Genomic DNA, 21,252 nt, shown 5'->3' with positions numbered 1-21,252 from the left:
CAGGGAGCGGGCCACAGAGATAGGCTTCTGAGTGAGCTACACAGTCAGATAACGCCGTACCAAATCTTCTGTCAATTCCGCCATGGTGCCGCCGGCTACGATACGCCCTTTGTCCATGATCAGAAAACGGTCGGCCACGCGCTTTACGAAATGCTGTTTCTGTTCCACCAGGAGAACCGTTACCCCCATTTCCCGGTTGACACGAACGATGGCATCGCGGATCTCGTCCGTCACCGAAGATTCGCGTTTCTCGAAATGGACTTCCTTGCCGCGGGCCCGGTTCAGGCGGATGATCACGTCGCCGATCTCACTGACGATGTTAGGCTGTATGCCTTCGATGGGCTCATCCAGGATAAGCAGCTTGGGTCTCAGCACCAGCGCTCGCCCGATGGCGAGTTGCTGCTGCTGGCCACCTGACAGATCGCCGCCGCGCCGGCGCAGCATGGTTTTGAGCACCGGGAAAATCTCGAAGATTTCCTCAGGGATGCCCTTCGACTTATCGCCGCGCGCACGAAGCCCCGTCTTGAGATTTTCCTCTACCGTCAGCATAGGAAAGATTTCGCGGCCCTGTGGAACGTACCCGATTCCGAGTTCCGCGCGCTGTTCCGCCCGGAGCGCGGTCAGCGAACGGTCCTCGTAGCGAATCTCGCCCGAACGCACGGGCAATAGCCCCATGATGCATTTGAGCAGCGTGGTCTTGCCGACGCCGTTCCGCCCCATCAGGGCCACGCTGGCTCCGACCGGAATATCGAGGCTCAGGTCCCAGAGGGTATGGCTTTCGCCGTAGTATTGGTTGAGTGCGGCTACGCTCAGCATCAGGCCCCCAGATAGACTTCGATGACGCGCGGATCGTTCTGCACCTCGTCCATGCGGCCTTCGGTCAAGACCGAGCCTTCGTGCAGGACGGTGACCCTACGGGCGATGGAACGCACAAAGTCCATGTCGTGCTCCACGACCACGACCGAATGCTTGCCTTCCAGCGATAACAGCAGCTCGGCGGTCCGTTCGGTCTCCTGGTGGGTCATGCCCGCCACTGGTTCGTCCACCAAGAGCACCTTGGGTCTCTGCATCAAGAGCATGCCGATCTCCAGCCATTGCTTCTGACCGTGGGACAACTCACCGGCCCTCCGGTTGCGGTAGGCGGTCAGGCCGATGGTCTCCAGCACTTCGTGGATCGCGTCCAGCTGTTCTCCGGTCAATCGCGCAAACAGGGTCGACCAAACCCGCTTGTCGGTGCGCATGGCCAGTTCCAAGTTCTCGAACACGGTTTGCGCCTCGAACACGCTGGGTTTCTGAAATTTCCGGCAGATGCCGGCCTCAGCGATAGCCGGCTCGTCCAGCGTCAAAAGATCCACGGTCTGGCCGAAGTAGATCGTGCCCTTGTCCGGCCGAGTCCTTCCGGTGATAACGTCCATCATCGTGCTCTTGCCGGCACCGTTCGGCCCGATGATGCAGCGCAACTCACCCTCGTCGATGTACAGGGTCAGCGCGTTCAGCGCCCGGAAGCCATCGAAGCTAACCGTGACATCTTCCAAATAAAGGATCGGCTTATGCGCCGGCTCAATCCTGTGTTCGGCGACAGATCCATCACGTATCGGAATGCCTGGAATTTCGGCCTCCGCGGCCTTCGCGGCGATCATGCGGCTTGCTCCTTTCGGCGCCAAAGGCCGGTCAAGCCTTGGGGTAACAATAAAGTGACCAGTATGAAGATCGCCCCCAGAGCAAACAGCCACATTTCCGGCAGCACGCCGGTGAACACGGTCTTAGCGAAATTCACCAGAATCGCGCCTACCACTGCACCGTAAAGCGTTCCGCGACCACCCACCGCGACCCAGATGACAATCTCGAGCGAATTTAACGGCGAGAATTCGCTGGGATTGATGATGCCCACCTGGGGCACGTACAAAGCTCCAGCGATGCCTGCCAAAACCGCTGAGTAGACAAAGATCCAAAGCTTGAACTGCTCGACCCGATAGCCCAGGAAACGGACTCGGTTTTCAGCATCACGGATCGCCGCAATCACACGACCGAGCTTGGATTCGACCACCAGTCGGCTGGCCGCGTAAGCGCCTATCAACGCGAGCGCCGACGCCACGAACAGCGCCGCGCGCGTGCCGTCGGACTGAAGATTGAAACCCAGAATGTCTTTGAAATCGGTCAGACCGTTATTGCCGCCGAAGCCCATTTCGTTGCGGAAGAAGGCCAGCATCAGGGCGTAGGTCAGCGCCTGCGTGATGATAGAAAGATAGACGCCGGTAACCCGCGAGCGAAACGCAAACCAACCGAAAACGTAAGCCAGCAGGCCCGGCGCCAAGGCCACCACGAGGAGAGAGAACCAGAAATGATCGAAGCCGTACCAATACCAGGGCAATTCTTTCCAATTGAGAAAGACCATGAAATCCGGCAGTACCGGATGGCCGTACACGCCGCGGTCGCCGATCTGCCGCATCAGATACATGCCCATCGCATACCCGCCCAAGGCAAAAAAAGCGCCATGGCCCAGGCTCAGGATGCCGCAATAGCCCCAAACCAGGTCCACGGCCAGCGCCAGTAGTGCGTAGGTTAAGTACTTACCCATCAAGGTCACGGTATAAGTCGAAAGGTGCAAGGGCGAGGATTCCGGCAAGGCTAGGTTGGCCAGCGGAACGAGCAGGGTGATAGCCGCCAGCACCGCTAGAAACGGAATATCGACCGCCGATTTCCGCAATAAACTGAACGACATGTATCAAGCCTCCGCTGCCCGGCCCTTCTGCGGGAACAGTCCGCGTGGGCGTTTCTGGATGAACAGAATGATGAACACGAGCATCAGGATTTTCGCCAGCACCGCACCGGCGTACGGTTCCAGCAGCTTGTTGGCGATCCCCAGCGAAAATCCGCCGATTAAGGTGCCCCACAAGTTACCGACCCCACCGAACACCACCACCATGAACGAATCCACGATGTACGACTGCCCCAGATTCGGCCCCACATTGGTGAGCTGGCTGAGCGCCACTCCCGCAACGCCGGCGATGCCCGAACCGAGGCCGAAAGTCAGCGCATCCACCCGTTCGGTCGGAATGCCCATGGCTTTGGCCATGGCGCGGTTTTGCGCAACCGCCCGCACTTCGAGCCCGATCCGGCTGCGCTTTAAAACCTGAAGCAAGGCGGCGAAGACCAGCAGACAGAACAACAGGATGTAAAACCGGTTCAAGGTCAAGGACAACGCGCCGTTGATCTCCAGCGAGCCGCTCATCCAGGACGGCGTCGCGACGCTACGATTTAAGGGCGAGAAAATCGTGCGGACCAGCTGTTGAAGAAACAGGCTCACCCCGAAAGTCGCCAGCAGGGTTTCGAGCGGCCGTCCGTACAGAAATCGAATGATGCCGCGCTCGATGGCGATACCGACTAGCGCGGACAGCAGAAATGCCGCCGGGATAGCCACGAACAGAGAAATATCTAGGTGTCCCGGCATCAACTGCTGTACCACGTAGGTGGTATAGGCGCCCAACATCATCAATTCGCCGTGGGCCATGTTGATGACGCCCATGACACCGAAGGTGATCGCGAGACCGATAGACGCTAGCACCAGCACCGCGCCCAGGCTCAAGCCGAAAAACACGGTCTCGACCGCACCGTAGAGTGCCAGCTTGGATTCGATGGATTTGACGGCGACCTGCGCCGAGTTTCGAACATCCGAATCGGGCTCCAGATAATTGCCCGCCTCGTCCTTTTCCAGCAATTGACGCAGGCGGTTGAGTGCGTCCGGATTGAGGCTGCCGCGCAAGGCATTGATGGCGGCGATGCGCACGGCCTTCTCATCGTTGGAGATATCCGCTAGAGCCAAAGCCGTTTTGATCGCTTCCGACACTTTGGCATCGGTTTCCACATCGAGACGGGCGCGCAGCAGTTCGAGGTTTTCGTCGTCCAGCGACTTACTCATGGCCTCGACCGCCTTGAGCCGCTGCGCCGGATCCTCGACCGCGAGTTCGAGTCGCCCCAGGGTTTCGCGCAAATGCGTGCGCAGCGCATTATTGATACCGATCTTCTTAAGCTCGAATTTGCTAACGATGCCCAAAGCTTGTTCATCGAGGACGTCCACGATGGCCAGGCCGTCTTCGGCCGGGTCGCCGAAAACGACGTGACCGTCGTCCTTGCGGTAATAGAGCCGCCCGTCGAGCAGCGCCCGCAACACGGGCACCACCCTCGGATCCTTGGTTTCGGCGAGCCGGTCGACGGCTTCGCCCAATTCAGTCAGAGGAGCCTCCTTGAGCCGGACCAATGCCTCGGCGAACGATTCCCCCGAATCCGCCACCGCTTGGCAAAAGCCCGGCATCATCATGATCAGCATGGCGATACACCATCTGCCCATGCCGAAGATTAAAGGTCTCATCTCGTCTCCCGAATTCCTTACGCAATCTGATTGCCGATATGTCCGCCGTAGGGTGAGGGGTTTTAAAACGAGGCGTTGCTTTTATCCCCCTCACCCCAGACCGCTCCCGTAGGGAGAGGCCTTGCGTCGGTCTTCCCCAGGAGGAACCCCATCGATCAATACTTCTGCCCCGAGCACTTCTTGGTCTTAGTGTTGTAGTTGCCGCAGTTGATCGGCGGCGTCCACTGGGCGATGATCGACTTGCTTTCCGGCAGGTAATCCGACCAGGCGTCGCCCTCGACCAACGTCTTAGTCTGCCAGACTGTCTGGAACTGACCGTCCTCCTGAATCTCGCCGATCAGCACCGGCTTGGTAATGTGGTGATTCGGAAGCATTTTCGCCATCCCGCCGGTAAGGTTCGGCACCTCGATTCCGATGATCGCCTTGCTCACCGCATCCGGGTCGGTCGTACCGGCTTTCTCTACCGCCTTGACCCACATGTTGAAGCCGATGTAATGAGCCTCCATCGGATCGTTCGTCACCCGCTTCCGATCCTTGGTGAACTGATGCCATTTGGTAATGAACGCGGCGTTCTCGGGCGTATCGACGCTCATGAAATAGTTCCAGGCAGCGAGGTGGCCGACCAGCGGCTTGGTGTCGATACCAGAAAGCTCTTCTTCGCCGACCGAGAACGCGACGACCGGAATCGACTCGGCTGAAATGCCCTGGTTGGCCAGCTCTTTATAGAAAGGCACATTGGCGTCGCCGTTGATGGTGGACACCACTGCCGTCTTCTTGCCTGCAGAACCGAACTTCTTAATCTCCGCGACGATGCTCTGCCAATCCGAATGGCCGAACGGCGTGTAATTGATCATGATGTCCTTATCCTTTACGCCTTTCGATTTCAAATACGCCTCCAGAATCTTGTTCGTCGTTCTCGGATATACATAATCCGTGCCGGCGAGCACCCAACGCTTGACCTTCAACTCCTTCATCAGGTAGTCGACGGCCGGAATAGCCTGTTGATTAGGGGCGGCGCCGGTATAGAACACGTTCTTCGACGATTCCTCACCCTCGTACTGCACCGGATAGAACAGAAGGCCGTTCAGCTCTTCCACGACCGGCAACACCGATTTCCGCGAAACCGAGGTCCAGCAGCCGAAGATGGCGGCGACCTTGTCCTTGGTCAGGAGTTCTCTCGCTTTTTCGGCGAACAGAGGCCAGTTCGAAGCGGGATCGACCACTACGGGCTCCAGCGGTTTGCCGAGGAGTCCCCCTTTTTTGTTCTGTTCGTCGATCAGCATCAGCATAGTGTCTTTCAGCGTGGTTTCGCTGATTGCCATGGTGCCGGAGAGCGAGTGCAGGATGCCCACCTTTATGGTGTCTTCCGCGCGCGCCTCTGCACCAAAAAGGAGCGCAGCCGCAGACAGCGCCAATCCCAAGTGCCGTAAGAGTTTCGTGTAGTCAGGCATGAATACGTACCTCTCTGGTTGATGAAGTGTCAGGAAGTGATCAGATCTGTAACTGAAGGCCCAGCTTGATCGAACTGACGTGGTCGCCCGAAGCCGTGGATCGGTAATCCAGTCCCTTGGTGAGCAGGTCGCCGTACTCGTACATCAGCATGATCTTGGCGTTGTGGCCGTCGATGATGTAATTGATGCCGGCCTCATAAACCTCGCGGCTGGCGCTCTTGATCGGATCGACATTGACGTAGCGTACGTACGGCTGAAATTGGCCGATCCACACTTTTTGCGGGAACAGATACATGGCGCTCACGTCGTAGGCGTCGCCCTCGAACATGGCGAACCCACCGCCTGCTAACCTGGACGCCATGCTATAGCCCTTGATGCCGTAGTTCTTGTATTCGCCGTTAATGGTCACGACGCCCATATTGCCCAAGGGCTTTTCGAACAGGAGGTCGACCGCGGTGCCGCGGAAATTGCCCGGATCGTTGCGGGTCCCGGCGCCGTCTTCCTGATACTGGTTGGAAACGCCCACGGTAAGAATGTCGCCGCCCTTACCGTAATAGGTCCCGCTGGTGTAGTAACCGGGGTTTTTTTCCACGTCGAGGAAGTTGTAGGCGAAGCGCTGGGCGTAGAGCAGGTTGTCGTCAGCGTTGGCACCGTTGCGGAGCCCGCGGAAAAAGCCGACGGCGTATTGCAAGCGTCCGTCGAAGAAAGAACCCCAGATCGTGGCGCCGTCGTCACGACCGAAAGAGCCGGCGGAGGTGCCGTCGGATCGGATCGTGGTATTGAAATCCGCCGGTTCAAAAGGCGTGCCGGCGCCGAAGATGTTGTACACGGCGCTGAAAAATGGGCCGTTCATCTCCCGCCGCTCGGCTGGAACCAGCATGCGCCCCATCCAGATATTGAACATGGGATGGAATTCGAATTTGCCGATGGCGTCGAGTATGCGCATCTCGCCGCCGTCGCCGCAGGTCTGGCAGTCCGTGTTGAACTCGAACTTGAAATACTCGTGGATCTGGCCGTTCAGGTAGAGACGAATATTGTCCAAGTTGAAATCGTTGGACCATTTGCCGGCGTTGGCGGCCTCCTCGGTAGCGGTGAAGCTCGTTCTGAGGCCCACACCTATGCTCACCCACTTGGTATCGTCGATCTTGAAGGTCGCCCCCCCAAGCGACACTGGTGCATATACCGCCGTCAGCGCCGCCAAACCGGCGCCAAAAAGCGCAGTCTGCAAGCCTCGGCGGTCTGCTTGCGTTGCGCTAGTCTTTCGATTGTTCATGAGTGACCCCCCTAAAAAATCGGTTTACGAGCGTTCCGCACCAGCAGTCGTTTCGGACGTAGCAAATCTCCCTGGGCTCGAATCGACCGCCGCGCGTAACTCCTTGTCGGTTCGGGGGTAATTAGATTTCCGGGGGGTATGTGTCACAATCAGTCAAATGACGTATCCCGGAAAGAACGATCACGGCTTAGAGTCTTGTCGGCGCTCTCGTGGCCGGTTACAGGCGACTCGGTTTGCGTGCCGCGTTGCGAGCAATCCGGAATGTCGAGACCAGAAAGGGATTCCGGACCAAAGGGGTGACATGGTCGTCGGTCGGCAATCCTTTGCCAATGTCAGATACTGGGCTCTCGGAGAATTCGATCCGGATGGGCCGCCGACACCGAGAGCCCACTTGATCTTACGAAGACAGCATGCGTATTCCGTTTCTGATCGTTTCCATGAGCTTGCTTGCCGGCTGTACGGTCGGCTTGAAGCCGCAAGGCACTCCTCTCCGGCCTGAGTCGGTGGGCAAGATTCTGTTCCGCGTGGCCCCCGAGAATCTGGACGAGACGCAAACTGCGGGCATGGCCGAACGAATCAGCAGTAACCTACGGTCCTGGGGCTATCCGGTCGAAACAGAGCGAACCCAAGACATTGAAACTGAGGTGACTCACGAGATGCTGGCGCGGGTCGGCAGCATCGAGCATAAAGGCACGCCTACCGGGTTCTCGTTCAGCATTGGCAATTCCGACCCGCGCGCGCTCGGTTTTCAGAAGGCGGATGTACTGCCGGTTACTTGTACGCTTAAATCCACTGCGCATTCGTCCGAAACCGTAAGCCTGTTCATGGATTTCATCGCCGACAAGAAGATCAAAGATCCGGGCCGCGCCCGGAACGATCCGGCATCGCTGAACATATTCGAAAATCACATCGGAACGGTCTGCTTCAACCTGCTCGACAAGCTGAAGGTGCCGAGAAAGAAACCAGTCTCGGCGGACGCTGCCAGTACCTGGATGCCCGAGATACGCATCGAAGTCACCGAAAAACCGGCGAAGGCCGAAAGCAGGAGCTCGACCGGCGCGCTTCCGGTCCGTCCGGTGGGAACGGATAGGCATACGATCTTGGAAACTCCGATTTCAGAAGACCACTCTTCGAGCCCGCCCGAGGAGCCGCCGGTCGTAACCGAAACCGGCAGCGATACGCAAGAAGACCGCAAGCGAATCATCATTCACAATCGCGGCAATCCGGTGATCCTCGACTTCGGTTTCGAAAGGAAATAAATACGGGGTCGATTGCTTCCTTGATGTGCAACGCCTCTGTACTTGCCCCAAAACGGGGCAAGTACAGCTGACGCCCGCCGTTTTTCCCCTGCCTTTTCCCCTGCCCGCCTCGGCGGCACAGGATTTGCTGCCTGTGCTGAATCGGGGCGACAAACGTGAAACGCTCGCGGCATAAGACAAAAATAGAATAGACCAGGGGAAAACACATAGCCGTGGACATACTGAGCCGCCAGGCCATCGTAAAGGAGCGGCGCGACTATAACGCCTGGGTCGCGAACGAGACCCTGGAAGACTATGCGCTTCGTTTCGCACCGCGGTCATTTCGAAAATGGTCCGAGTTCCGGGTGGGAAACACTGCCTTCGGCTCGATTTCGTTTCTGGTACTCGAAGCCATCGGCGGCTTTCTCACGATCAACTATGGATTCGTCAACGCCTGCTGGGCCATCCTCGCCGTTGGCCTCGTGGTTTTCCTCACTGGGCTCCCGATCAGCTACTACGCCGCCAAGTACAACATCGACATGGACCTGCTGACCCGCGGCGCCGGGTTCGGCTATATCGGCTCGACTCTAACCTCGCTGATCTACGCTTCCTTCACCTTCACCCTATTCGCGCTGGAAGCGTCCATCATGTCGCTGGCGCTGGAACTGTACTTCGACATCCCCATCGCCGCCGCCCATGTCGTCAGCGCCCTGGTGGTCATTCCGCTCGTCACCTTCGGCGTCACCACCATCAGCCGGCTCCAGCTCTGGACCCAACCGCTGTGGATCGCACTGCTTGTCACACCCTACGTGGCCGTCATCTGGCAGGAACCTCAGGCACTGGCCGAACTCCCCCTGTTCCCCGGACACGAGAATCGCGGCGCACAGTTCGACTGGATGCTTTTCGGAGCGGCGGCAACCATGGCCTTTTCCATGGTGGCTCAAATCGGTGAGCAAGTGGATTTCTTACGGTTCTTGCCGGAAAAGAACCGTGAAAACCGATACCGCTGGTGGGCGGCCGCTATCATTGCTGGTCCCGGATGGATTGTCATGGGCATGGCCCGACAACTGGGCGGCGCGTTCCTTGCCTTTCTGGCGCTCAAGCACGGCATCGCTGAGGACCGAGCACACGAGCCCACTCAGATGTATCGAGTGGCCTACGGCTATCTGTTCGACGATGGCCAGCTAGCGCTGGCGGCAACAGCGCTGTTCGTGGTCATCTCCCAGATCAAAATCAATGTCACCAATGCCTACGCGGGTTCGCTAGCCTGGTCGAATTTCTTCTCGCGGCTGACCCATAGCCATCCCGGTCGGGTCGTCTGGCTGATCTTCAATGTACTAATCGCCCTGCTCCTCATGGAGCTCGGCGTTTTTGGAGCACTCGAGCGGGTTCTCGGCTTATTTTCGAACGTCGCCATCGCCTGGATCGGCGCCCTGGTGGCCGATCTGGTTGTCAACAAGCCTCTGGGACTTAGTCCGCCCTTCGTTGAATTCAAGCGTGCCTACCTGCCGGACATCAACCCGGTGGGCGTGATGTCCACCCTAGCGGCCTCGATCGTTTCCATCGCATCCTACGCGGGTCTTTTCGGGCCGCTGCCGCAAGCGTTTTCAGCCTTCATCGCCCTAGCGACCGCCTTCGTACTGGCACCGGTCATTGCCCGAGTCACCTGCGGTCGCCATTATCTCGCGAGAAACCGCGACGACTGGGGTCCGGCCGCGCCCCAGGCCAAATGCTGCATCTGCGAAAACGATTTCGAGCCGGAGGACAAAGCCTATTGTCCGGTCTACCAGGATACGATCTGCTCGCTCTGCTGCACTCTGGATGCCCGTTGTCTGGACGCTTGCAAACCGAACGCGCGGCTCAAGGACCAGCTGGAACGGGCCGCAAACCGCTGGCTGCCGGCCTGCCTGTCACCACAACTCCGGCTGCGCCTGATTCAGTTCGCGCTCGTTTACCTGCTGCTCGCCGCGCTCACCGGCGTCTTCGTGGGCGTGATCTATTATCAGGACATTCTTGTAACCGCCGCCGGGAATGAATCCTTATCGCAAGCGTTGTTCGCCAATTTCCTCAAAGTCTATTCGGCGCTCCTGGTTTTCCTCGGGCTCGCCGCCTGGTGGGTCGTGCTTAACAACGAGAGCCGCCGGATGGCGCAGGAAGAATCCGGAAAACAGACCGCTCTACTGCTCAAGGAAATCGAGGAGCACAAGAAAACCGACAGGATGCTGCAGGAAACCCGGGAAGCCGCGGATCGCGCCAACCAAGCCAAGAGTCGCTTCGTGAGCGACATGAGCCACGAGATCCGCACGCCGCTGAACAGCATACTCGGCTATGCCCAGATCTTGAGAAAAGACCCGAGCATACCGCCCCATCGCCGAGAGGCGGTGGAGATCATTCAGCGCTGCAGCGAACATCTTTCATCTCTGATCGAAGACATTCTCGATATCGCCCGCATCGAGGCCCGCAAGATCGAGCTGCGGCGAAACGCCATCGATTTCCCCGCGTTCGTCGAACAATTGGTGCGGATGTTCAAGCCTCAGGCTGAAACGAAGGGATTGACCTTCCGCTGCCAGATCACCGACGTGCTACCACGCCGAATTCGTGGTGATGAAAAACGGTTGGGTCAGATTCTCATCAATCTGCTGAACAACGCGGTGAAGTTCACCCAGGAAGGCGGAATCGTTTTCCAGGTAGGGTACAGCGGAGAAATCGCACGCTTCCAGGTTATCGACACCGGCGAAGGCATAGCACGCGACCAAATCGATACCATCTTCCAGCCGTTTCGACGCCTGCCTAGACCTAGCGGCAACGCCGTTCCGGGCAGCGGCCTGGGACTCACTATCAGCAAGATGCTCACCCAGATCATGGGCGGCGAACTCACGGTGGAGAGCGAGCCTCAGAAAGGTTCCACGTTTGCCGTCCGGCTGTTCCTTCCCAGCCTGCGGGGCGCGGAAGATGTGCGGGATGAGCGGGAGATCGTGGGTTACCGCGGTCCGCGCCGAAAGATTCTGGTGGTCGACGATCAACCCGAGCATCGCGGCATCCTGACCTCGGCCCTGACTCCCCTCGGGTTCGTCATCGAGGAAGCAGGCTCCGGCGAAGAATGCCTGACAAAGGTAAGACAATGGCGCCCGGACCTGATCCTGCTGGACATCATTATGGCCGGAATGACCGGTATCGAGGCTGCAGAGCACCTGCGTCGAACTGGCTGTAAGACCCCTATCGTCGTGGTTAGCGCCAATGCCTACCAAAGCGACCGGCGTGCGGCCAGCTCCGCCGGTTGCGACGACTTTCTGACCAAACCGCTCCAGATCGACGAACTCCTGCGCAAGCTCAAGCTGCACTTGAGCCTGGATTGGCTTTACCGAGGAGATGACACGGGGCAGATCGAAGCCGCCCCCGAACCCCTGCGGCCGATGGTAAGACCGCCAACCGACTGTCTCGACGAACTGGCTGCGTTCGCGCGCATCGGCGATCTCCGGGGATTACAGGATAGGCTCGAAGCACTGGTCGAAAGCGATGCCGGCTACATCCCGTTCGCAGCGCATCTTCAGGCGCTTTCGCGCGAGTTCCGTCTCGGCGATATCAAGAAAACACTCAGCGAGGTTCAACAATGAATTTGAAACGCCAATACCGCGAGGGCACGGTCATGATCGTGGACGACGCGCCGGCCAATCTCGCTCTAATCTCCGACGCCTTGGCAGAAGCGGGCTACCGCGTGCTGGTCGCGACCGACGGCGCATCGGCCTTAGAGCAACTCCGTTTTGTGGCCCCCGATGTCATCCTGATGGATGCCGTCATGCCGGGCATGGACGGTTTCGAAACCTGCCGGCAATTGAAAGCGAATCCGGCGACCCGCGCGATTCCAATCATCTTTATGACCGGGCTGGGCGAGCTGGACGATCTGCTCCGCGGTTTTCGCGAAGGCGCGGTGGACTATCTGGTCAAGCCGATCCGCCATGAGGAGGTGCTAGCCCGGGTCGAAGCCCATCTGGCCCAGTCGCGGATGGTGTACCGTGCGGAAGAAGCCTTGGAACGTAGCGGCTTCGCCACGATCAGTATCGACGCCACGGGGCGAATCGTGTGGCTGACTTCCTCGGCTGTCCGTTGGCTGGCGGCATTTTCCGGAACCCAGGTTCTTGATTTTGAAAACGCGCCTCCGCATCTGCCAACGACTCTTCGCGACTGGGCACTTAAACGCATCGCTTCGGACGGAACGTCGGAAAATGAGCTGTTTACGCTGCATCGCGACGGCAAGAAATTCACCGCCAAGCTCGCTCCCTGCGAAAATGGGCGCGAGTACCTACTGCTCCTGCAGGAATTGACCGGTGGCTGGAATCTAGAATCCTTGCGGGAAAACCTAGGACTCACGTTCCGCGAAGCGGAAATCCTCATGTGGATCGCCCGAGGCAAAACCAACCGCGAGGTCGGGACCATCCTCGGCAGCAGTCCCCGAACGGTCAACAAGCATCTGGAACACATCTTCGAGAAACTTGGCGTCGGTACCCGCGCCGCCGCAGTAGCTGTCGTCATGGAACGCATGAGGACAGGAGCCGAAGCGGCTTGACCGAGCCTTCAAAGAGACGAGCACCGCAATCGCACAGCACCCCGCAGGGCGGAATCTTTTACCGAGGCCACACGCTCCAATAGAGCGTCTTCGCCTCGTTCCTTCTCTGGGAGACCTGAAAAAGGGGCTGTTGAAGGGCGCGGCGAAGCCGCCCGCAGGGGACCGGGCAGGGAATGCCCGGCATGAACGTTGGGATACAGGAATCAAAAAGAAAATACCTGTCAATGCCCTAAGCCCATCCCAATCACTCCGCACCTTCCCTGTGCGGAGCCGCAAGCGGCGCTCACACGTGTATCCTTTCGCCTGGACCGAACGGAAATGCGCAAGGTGACAAATACAGCCAAACCGCCATCGCTCTATCGGGTTTCCGTGGTTCCGCTCCCAGCCAAGCCTTGTGGCCGCCCTGCCACCGGTATTTCTCGGATGTCCGCATGCAGGCGGCGCGCCTCTTCGATGCGCGCCCTCGCCTCACGGGTATCCAAGCGCACACCGTACGCCACGTAAGCAAGGTCGGACAACGGCGCGTGGCTCCCGTTGAAAAACGGCCATTGCTTGTTCTTGCGGTAGAAGGTTTCCACGAAACTGGTAATGGCCAGGAGCGAAACATTCCCCTGCGAATCCTTAGCAATCCACGGACCGCCGGAATCACCGCGGGTGGGCATGGGCTCGTCAACCGAATAAGCTCCCTGAGCGTCCAGCCGGTTGACCGCCAGCAGGGCGGAAAGCGAGGACACGAATGACTCCTTGGATTCAAACTGCACCCGGAATTGCAAATGCAGTATGGGATCCAGATCCTCGTATTGTTTCGGCACGAACTGATAGAAGCTGCTCGGTAAATCGAAAACGCGCTTTTCGGCACAACGGGGACTGTCGATTTCCGTTTCCCGGTAACCGTAACCGAAGCCACAAATCAGAGCTTTGTCGGGAGTATGGCCGGTCGCAATAGGCAAAGGCCGCAACTCATCCCCGACATCTGCGTCAAACACCAGAATAGCGATATCCTCGGCGATGTTTTCCTGCACGACGTCGAAACTCGGATACACTGCCGCGCGCAGCTGGGCATTCAACACCGCCGCAGAGGGAGCGGCCCGAAAGCGCACTGCCGGTAGTTTGAGCGGCCCCTCCAGGCGTACATCGCGCATACAATGGGCAGCCGTGATTAAAGTCAGCGGGCGCGTGCCGAGCACCGTGGAACTGCAAACGCCGCTCGCGTTTTTCCAAACCTTCTGATACGCGTCCCAGTGACGCAGTTCGATCGTCAACGGCAAGGTCGCTTGCCGGCCGATCGGCAACGGCTCTCCGTGGATTAGTGCAAAAACGCGCCCAGCCGACAAAACGGCCACGATAAGCGCAAACGCCAGCACAAAGGTGTTCATGCAGACCGTCCCGTGAGTTAGCCCTATCTCTCAGACAGCCCAATCCGCCACTGATTCCGCGCGAGTCGGCCCTCCAGATCCAATCCTCGTGCCAAACTCGATCAGGCGGCAACATTTTTTCGATTCATAGCAGGGAACGTTTCATATCGAAAACAAGCCCTTCGAATTCCTGGGAAACAGGCAAGCGGAATTACAAACCTACGAGCGAAAAACGACACACCATTCGAAACTGCCGTCGTGGCACCGGCCAGGCGAGAAATACAATATGGTGCTAAACTCAACTGCGGTCGTATTCCTCGAATTTCCGGTTCAAGAATCTCAAATACCAAGGACTTGCCGCACAACAAAGTCGTTTCGTCCACAGCTAACCGGCTGAAAAAGACTCCAAGGACATAGATAACTTGTGCATCGATTCGACTCCGAAAAGCCGAGTGTATAGAAAATGGCTGTTTAACTACCCGCTAGGCATCAACTAGTACTGGCGGTTTACCGTTCCGATCTATCAATGCGTATCTTATTTTAGGGGGAATTTATGGCTGACTTGACACTTGATTTGTATCGAGCTTGCAAACGAAATAAACGTAAAACCTTAGACATAAAACAAAACTTTAATAGCGATCACGGTACCGGCTTCTTATATCCTGACTATACGGGTTTTTGGAGAAAAGATAATACCTTTAGGGCACCGGATGTAACGACCTTCACCGATGACACAGGCACTGAATGGATAAGAGGCGTTAACGATACCGATCCGAGAACCGGGAGGCATTACGTCAGCCGGAATGAAGGTGTTTCGTTAAGCACAACCCCTGGTAAATTCGGATACAAGTTCTGGTTTTATTTTCTGCTACCCGAAGGAACGCCCGTCCCCGATTCTCTGGACGTGGTCCAAACGGGTACCGATCAAAGCCACTACGCGATACGATGCAAGAACCTGATGAGAAAGGATGCTTACGAGGGAGCTCTCAATAACTTGGCAAGAGCCGCAATCGCAAAAGCGACTGAGTTGAAACGTGCATCTCTGTATTTCTCTTAGATCCGACATCATGAGTGACTGACAATGCGAAGCATAAGCGAAAAAGACTTAGCCGTGATTATTCCCTTGTTATTCAACAAAATCCGGGAAATGACCGAAGAATTACGAGCGCTGGAGGAGAATAGCGGCGAATTGAGCGATGATCAAATCAACGAATGCTATGAACTACAAGAGTGCATAGAGCAATATACGACTATTCTCGACACCCTCCGCCAAGAGTATGAAAACGGACTCGCGGAGGGAATCAATTTACCCAGCTATGAGGAATTGATTCGCGCATCTTGAATTGCAAAGAACGTGGCCCCGGCATTTCAAAACGATGAGGCGAAGGTGCCGGATGGAAAAGCGTCAAAAACTTGCGCCACATAATTCGGTTCACGAACGATGAGAGTATTGGATCGGGTAGGAATGGCAAGAGAGGGGTATCAAGTTTACTGTGTAACTGTCAAGTCCCGCACGATTGTAAACCCTCTTTCGAAAAAGATGAGGATGGGACAGTTGCCAGTTTTTGAGAGTCTGAATTGGGGTGAGATGGCCTAAGGCCTTTTGGGGAATGTGATGATTGTACAGCTCGACATAGCGGTGCAGGGTGGTGTCCAGATCGGCGGTTGAATCGAAGTGATGGGTTTGCAACACCTCCTCGATGCGGCCATTGAAGCGTTCCACCAGGCCATTCGTTTGGGGCCGGCCCGGCGGAATCAGGCGATGTTCGATGCCTTGTTCAGTACAGAGGCGGTCAAACTCATGCGTCCCCGAGGGCTGCCGAGTTCGGATCAGGAAACGGTCGGTAAACTCCGAGCCGTTGTCGGTCAGGCATTTCTGGATGCGGAAAGGCGCGGCCTGAATCACCGCTTTGAGGAAGTCCTTTGCGCTTAAGGCGGTGCGGTTGGGCTTGAGGGCGACATAGCCCCAGCGGGTGGCGCGGTCGATGGCGACGAACAGGTATCGGCGGGGTTCGCCGTCGATGGCGGGCAAGTACTTAACATCCAGGTGGAGGAAGCCGGGCTCATAGGCCTTGAAGGGTTTGACCTTCGCCTTCTCTGTAGGCGGAAGCAGGGTCTTGAGGGACGCCACCCCGTGGCGGCGCAGGCAGCGGTCTAGCCCGGAACGGGACACGGCGGGATTGAGAAATTCCCGGGTCACGGCCAGGAGATCATCCAAGGGGAGGAGCAGAGCTTGGCGGAGGTAGACCACGATGGCTTCCTGGGCGGGCGTGAGCGTGGTTCTGAGGGTGTGGGGCCGGTGTGAGGCATCTTCGACCGAGGAGCGGTGTTTCCACTTGCGGACGGTCGTTCGGCTAATGCCATGCTTTTGGGCCAAGGCGCGCTCGCTCAACGTGGACGCTTGAATGGCCTGCCGAACGGCCGGGGTGGTACGGGCGTTCTTATGAAGACGAATCTGCATGGAGAGAAACCTCACTTGGACGAACCGAATATCTCCTGGAGAAGGCTCCGGGCTTCGAACAGAGCATAACTCCTTCTCGGTAAATAATCACACGAGACGCGACATGTAACTCGCATTAGCTCATCGAGGATAACCAGATGACAGAAGAGGATCACAAAGTCACCCAACGCCCTCTTTACCACTGCAAGCGGCTTGACTGGGAGCACCAGCCGACCCCGCCCCTGAAGGGCCTTTTGCAATGAAGCGGCACCTCGTCGCCCGGCTGGCGTTGGGTTTCCAAGGCCCCAAGTCCCCGCTTCGCGGTAACCCAGTTCGACCTTCCAGCAGGTGTCCTCTCCAACCGGCTCATTGCCTATGCGGGAAAGCGGATCCAGTCGAGCGGATCGAATGGGCACGAGGCCCCAGAAAGCCCGGAGGGTGGTGAGCCGCGAAGTGGCGACGAATACAATCGTATCGAGGAAACGCAACGGGACTTCTTCGGTCCCCGCGCCAGTTGCCATAACGTCCTCGCCGACGCGCTACGCCCGATGGTGGCTGCCCCACTTAGACGCGGATGCAGCGCCTAAGCGCGATTACCCTCGCCGGTACCGGTTTGGTGCGGGCAACCGCCGCCACAATTCGGGCGAAACGGCCCAAAAGGTCCCTCACGGCACGCACTAGGCGTCCTATTTGCGTTCCTACTGGCCTCGTAGCCTCCCCTGCGTGAGACCTTCTCCACCGCCGCCTGCCCCTCTTGGCCAGTTGACCCGGCCCGAATGCCGTCCCCGGCGTGACGACAAATAAAGGGGTAAGGAAAAATTGCGACGATTGAGCAGAAATCCGTTCAATATTGGTCAATCACCTCCCCTATCGCACGCCTTTGAGCTCACCACCCTGCTCCTGCCCCCCGCGAATGGGAGCTGACGAAATATCCGGGCTAAATCTCACACCAATTCGACCTTCAGCCACCCCGGGCGATGCTCGTCGAAGGCACGGTAGGCTTCAATAACCGACGTCAAAGGCTCGGTCTGAGTCAGAACTTCGGTCGGATCGATGACTCCGCTTCGAACCAGGTCGATCAGCATGGGGATGTACTGGCGATGATTGCAGTTCCCCATTTTTACGGTGAGATTCTTGTTCATCGCCATGCCGATGGGGAAAAAGCGATCGGACGGCGGGTAAACGCCGATGACCGACAAGGTTCCGGCCTTGGCCAAAGCCTGGACCGCCCAGGTCAAAACCAGGGATGGACTATCGCCGTGATGCCATTGGGCTCCTTGCTGCTGGGCTTCCGGTGCGATTTCGCTCAACTCCTGGTCGAACTGGGCTTTTTGCTCATCGGCCTTTTGCGCGGCTGGCCCGTGACGGGGACGTTCGGCGTCCACGCCCACTGCGTCGATGGCACGATCCACGCCGATGCCGCCGGTCAGGTCGCGAATCGTCTGCACCGGATCTTCGAGATCGAAATTGATGACCTCGGCGCCTTGGTTACGCGCCATATCGAGACGCGAGGGCTCGTTGTCCACGGCCAGTACCCGACCGGCACCCTGCAGCTTGGCGCAGGTGATGGAAAACTGCCCGACCGGACCGCAGCCAAAAACGGCCACCGTATCGCCGGACTTGATCTCCGCCAATTCCACGCCGAAATAAGCCGTCGGCAAAATATCCGAGAGGACTATAGCCTCATCGTCGGTAACATCGTCCGGCAGCTTGACCAACCCGACATTGGCGAACGGTATACGCGCTTTTTCTGCCTGCAATCCGTTAAGACCTCCGGCGATCGCGGGACCTCCGAAAAAAGTCGTTCCACCGAGAATGCCATTCGGGTTGGCATAATCGCATTGCGCGTAGTAGCCCGCCCGACAATATGAACAGTAGCCGCAGGCGACGGTCGAGGGCACCACCACCCGATCGCCTTCCTTGAGATTCCGGACGTTCGACCCTAGCGATTCAACCACGCCGACAGCCTCATGCCCCAGAACGGTGCCGGGCTTCAGTCCGCCTAGGGTCCCGCGCACCATGTGCAGATCCGTCCCGCAAATCGCGCTGGCGGTGATCCGCACGATCGCATCCGTCGGTTCTTCGATGCGAGGCTCGGCGATATCTTCCAAACGAATGTCGCCAACTCCGTGAAAAACGACTCCCTTCATCTTTGCCTCCGGTTTTCACCTGGTAAGTTCGGGGCACTGCATGACATCCCAGCGCCCGATTGGGATTCTTTCCCTGGCCCGAAAAGCCAGTTTTCCGCAAGAAATACCCGCTGGTTAATTTTGGGTTGGATGCTCGGGCTTAGCTGCAGTTCCCGCGGACCTGTATCATCGAAGTTTCCTCAACGCCCCGGCATCGGCGCCACAGCCGACTTCGCACAGGGGCCGGCGTGATCGAGCTGAACGCCGGCACGGCGGCGCGCGCAATCGTTGCTATAGGTTTCGCCGTCGCATCCGCAGACGGGGTTGTGTTCAGTGGTGCAGATTTCAGGCGGAACCTCGCAGGTTCCCAATGCGCTGGTCGAGCTGCATGCGTTGGGAGTTGCGACTTCACAATATTGGCCGGGCGGGCATCCCGCTCCGGTATTGCCGCCGCAGACCTGGCCGGTGGCCGGGGCCGGGGATTCCAGCAGATAGAATTCGCTCGCAACCAGGGATTCGCTCGTACCCGCAGGGCCAGTGACAGCTTGGTGACTCCCGGCGACCAGAACGCTTCCTTGCTTGAGCGCCCGGTATCCGGCATTGACGCGCTCGGGATCGGCTGCGGAAGCGAGCAGGTCAACCTCGGCAATCAACGTCTTGCTGAGCGTATTCAGCTGCACTTCCTCGATGTGTTCGCAAGGTTCGGTCGAGCAGGGCCCGCCGACATCCTTCACCCGGTACAGAGCGCCCGAGGGAACCGCTTGTGCCTGCGCCCGCCATGTCTCGTGCACAACCAGAACGCTGTCTTCCATGCCGGCATCGGTCGCACGCCTTTCGAGCATTCCTCGCACCAGGCCGCGTCCCAAAACGAACTCGTTCTTGAACTCTTCGTTTTGCTGCGGACTACCGCCCGCTTTGGAAAAGTCGAGCATGCCGACATAACATTCTCGACGCCAAATCCCGTCCACGCAGCGGGTTCGCGGTTTGTTGACTTCCTTCACGAAAACCCTGTCGCATGTTGGTGCAAGGCACTCTCTTGGATCCTGGCGCGACACTTTGAAGTATCGCGCGTCTTCGCCGCTCGCCGGACCGCTCCACCAAAGGCCAAAAATCGTCAGCCACAAAGCCAGCTCTTTGATCATTCCCGATCCTCCGTCCGCTCGATTCAATCTCTGCGACACCGATGCTATCAATGCATCTAAGAAATTTCATGAAACGGAAGACGATCGGAGAATGGCGCAAAGCCGCCGAAACAAAAAACGGTGTCGCCATTTGCGGCGGCACCGAGTCGGGGAAGGAGGGAGGGTGGGGGAAAACGATGAGTTTGGTGCGGTCCGATGAGTGGATAGGAATTAGTGGCGTCCTGCCTTCTCACTCACCGGCCGCCGAAATAAACATCGCAATTCATATGCCATTAATAGCGCAACGAATGTTGCGATTTGCCGAAACGCCCATGGTTAAAGCGTTTCGGAAATTTCAGGACGATAGCGGAATTGCGGCAGCCCGCAATTTTTCGTTCAGTTTGGCCAAAAATTCGATCAGTTCGATGCTTTAGCGTCGCTCATACACGACGAACGCTATGCCTTCTTCGAACGTCCTGCCGAACCGCCGCAGCATTTCTTGTACTTTTTGCCGCTGCCGCAGGGACACGGTGCGTTGCGGAGAATCTCGCCCTTGTGAGCGATTTTGCCGTGATATTGGATGGTGCCGTCCAGATAAACCCATCGTCCTTCTACCCGATGAAACCGGCTGACTTCATGTAACAAATAAGTGTCGTCTCCCAGCTCAAACTGGGCTTTGAACTCGACGACACCGCGCTCGTCGTTGTCGCCGCCACCTATAGTTCCAACAATCTCTAGACGGGACCAGGTGCGGGTGTCGCCTTCAAAGTTCAAAGACGCCGGCCGCTGCCCTGGGTCCCAGCTGTCTCTGAGGTAATCGGCGTCGCGCAGTTCGAACGCAGTAAAACGCGAACGCATCAGGGCTTCGGCGGTGGGCGGTACCGATTGTCTTTTCAAATACGGGCCGCAACAGACCTCAAAGGGCTTCTCGGAGCCGCAGGGGCAAGTCGTAGGGGTGTTCACGGAACTGTAGCGAGTGCGGGTTGATCGGCTTCAGGCTGACTAGACGGCGAATCGACGGAACGACGGTCCCGGCTGCACGTGCGAGTACATCGGACTCAATGTGAATGCCCGATTGTAACACACGGGTAGTCGGTCTGCCGGCGAGGCGAAACCTCCATCCGGCCGCATGCCTGAACAACTATGAAGTGCTCTCTGCCTCCAGAGCGCAGGGTCGCTTCGGTGCTAAGCGCATGAGCCAATTCACTGGCATTGAACTTGCTGCCCCTGGCAATCGCCGAAATGTTTCATGTGTTTCGTGATCAAGGAGGAATATTGCACAACGTAGGAGACGATCTGCCTGAGTTGTCTT

At 57.8% G+C, this 21,252-nt stretch carries 16 protein-coding genes and 1 pseudogene; 6 read left to right on the top strand and 11 right to left on the bottom strand.

Annotated features, from left to right (window positions below):
- Positions 1-36: 36 nt before the first annotated feature.
- From QEN43_RS15635 to QEN43_RS15610, 6 genes are all read right to left on the bottom strand, one after another.
- Positions 37-816, bottom strand: coding sequence for an ABC transporter ATP-binding protein (locus tag QEN43_RS15635; RefSeq protein WP_026609285.1), 780 nt, complete (start codon positions 814-816; stop codon positions 37-39).
- Positions 816-1,640: an urea ABC transporter ATP-binding protein UrtD gene (gene urtD / locus QEN43_RS15630; protein WP_084161636.1), complete on the bottom strand. Its 825-nt coding sequence runs from the start codon at positions 1,638-1,640 to the stop codon at positions 816-818. The genes QEN43_RS15635 and urtD overlap by 1 nt, the downstream gene beginning before the upstream one ends.
- Positions 1,637-2,722 carry an urea ABC transporter permease subunit UrtC gene (gene urtC / locus QEN43_RS15625; RefSeq protein ID WP_026609283.1) on the bottom strand — a complete coding sequence of 362 codons (1,086 nt, stop codon included), beginning with the start codon at positions 2,720-2,722 and terminating at the stop codon, positions 1,637-1,639. Before urtC ends, urtD begins: the two co-directional genes overlap by 4 nt.
- Positions 2,723-2,725: 3 nt before the next feature.
- Entirely contained in the window at positions 2,726-4,369 is a 1,644-nt protein-coding gene (gene urtB / locus QEN43_RS15620; RefSeq protein ID WP_084161635.1) for an urea ABC transporter permease subunit UrtB, read from the bottom strand.
- A 155-nt stretch (positions 4,370-4,524) separates the two neighbouring features.
- Entirely contained in the window at positions 4,525-5,820 is a 1,296-nt protein-coding gene (urtA, locus tag QEN43_RS15615) for an urea ABC transporter substrate-binding protein (protein ID WP_026609281.1), read from the bottom strand.
- A gap of 40 nt (positions 5,821-5,860) precedes the next feature.
- Complete coding sequence (locus QEN43_RS15610) at positions 5,861-7,093, bottom strand: hypothetical protein (protein ID WP_026609280.1); 1,233 nt, start codon at positions 7,091-7,093, stop codon at positions 5,861-5,863.
- Positions 7,094-7,503: 410 nt separating this feature from the next.
- On the opposite strand from QEN43_RS15610, the gene QEN43_RS15605 reads away from it, so the two are divergent.
- The 3 genes from QEN43_RS15605 (at position 7,504) to QEN43_RS15595 (ending at position 12,895) form a co-directional block, all read left to right on the top strand.
- On the top strand, positions 7,504-8,352 hold the full coding sequence (locus QEN43_RS15605) for a hypothetical protein (RefSeq protein WP_026609279.1): 849 nt from the start codon (positions 7,504-7,506) through the stop codon (positions 8,350-8,352).
- Between the two features lie 212 nt (positions 8,353-8,564).
- Positions 8,565-11,945, top strand: a complete 3,381-nt coding sequence (locus QEN43_RS15600; protein WP_317963389.1) for a hybrid sensor histidine kinase/response regulator — start codon at positions 8,565-8,567, stop codon at positions 11,943-11,945.
- Positions 11,942-12,895, top strand: coding sequence for a response regulator transcription factor (locus QEN43_RS15595; RefSeq protein ID WP_317963388.1), 954 nt, complete (start codon positions 11,942-11,944; stop codon positions 12,893-12,895). Before QEN43_RS15600 ends, QEN43_RS15595 begins: the two co-directional genes overlap by 4 nt.
- 356 nt (positions 12,896-13,251) lie before the next feature.
- Here QEN43_RS15595 and QEN43_RS15590 read toward each other — a convergent pair whose 3' ends face one another.
- Entirely contained in the window at positions 13,252-14,271 is a 1,020-nt protein-coding gene (locus tag QEN43_RS15590) for a trypsin-like serine protease (protein ID WP_317963387.1), read from the bottom strand.
- A gap of 532 nt (positions 14,272-14,803) precedes the next feature.
- Here QEN43_RS15590 and QEN43_RS15585 point away from each other — a divergent pair.
- Positions 14,804-15,307 carry a Tse2 family ADP-ribosyltransferase toxin gene (locus QEN43_RS15585; RefSeq protein WP_026609276.1) on the top strand — a complete coding sequence of 168 codons (504 nt, stop codon included), beginning with the start codon at positions 14,804-14,806 and terminating at the stop codon, positions 15,305-15,307.
- A gap of 24 nt (positions 15,308-15,331) precedes the next feature.
- Positions 15,332-15,592, top strand: coding sequence for a hypothetical protein (locus QEN43_RS15580; RefSeq protein WP_026609277.1), 261 nt, complete (start codon positions 15,332-15,334; stop codon positions 15,590-15,592).
- Between the two features lie 159 nt (positions 15,593-15,751).
- On the opposite strand, the pseudogene QEN43_RS15575 reads toward QEN43_RS15580, so the two are convergent.
- The 3 genes and pseudogenes from QEN43_RS15575 to QEN43_RS15565 form a co-directional block, all read right to left on the bottom strand.
- A pseudogene (locus tag QEN43_RS15575) lies at positions 15,752-16,711 on the bottom strand (IS481 family transposase); the annotation flags it as partial.
- A 923-nt stretch (positions 16,712-17,634) separates the two neighbouring features.
- Positions 17,635-18,840, bottom strand: a complete 1,206-nt coding sequence (locus tag QEN43_RS15570; RefSeq protein WP_026609274.1) for a zinc-dependent alcohol dehydrogenase — start codon at positions 18,838-18,840, stop codon at positions 17,635-17,637.
- 179 nt (positions 18,841-19,019) lie between these two features.
- The gene (locus QEN43_RS15565) at positions 19,020-19,961 is read right to left on the bottom strand and encodes a Kazal-type serine protease inhibitor family protein (protein ID WP_051331444.1); all 942 of its coding nucleotides are present in this window, start codon (positions 19,959-19,961) and stop codon (positions 19,020-19,022) included.
- Between the two features lie 68 nt (positions 19,962-20,029).
- Here QEN43_RS15565 and QEN43_RS15560 point away from each other — a divergent pair, with 68 nt between their 5' ends.
- Positions 20,030-20,374, top strand: a complete 345-nt coding sequence (locus QEN43_RS15560; protein WP_156912648.1) for a hypothetical protein — start codon at positions 20,030-20,032, stop codon at positions 20,372-20,374.
- Between the two features lie 22 nt (positions 20,375-20,396).
- Here QEN43_RS15560 and QEN43_RS15555 read toward each other — a convergent pair whose 3' ends face one another.
- Positions 20,397-20,903 carry a YchJ family protein gene (locus QEN43_RS15555; protein WP_036267839.1) on the bottom strand — a complete coding sequence of 169 codons (507 nt, stop codon included), beginning with the start codon at positions 20,901-20,903 and terminating at the stop codon, positions 20,397-20,399.
- Positions 20,904-21,252: the final 349 nt, after the last annotated feature.

It is taken from the genome of Methylocaldum szegediense (assembly GCF_949769195.1).
Taxonomy (GTDB): domain Bacteria; phylum Pseudomonadota; class Gammaproteobacteria; order Methylococcales; family Methylococcaceae; genus Methylocaldum; species Methylocaldum szegediense.
The sequence above is the reverse complement of the archived record's forward strand: the minus strand, read 5'-3'. Positions and strand labels throughout refer to the sequence as shown.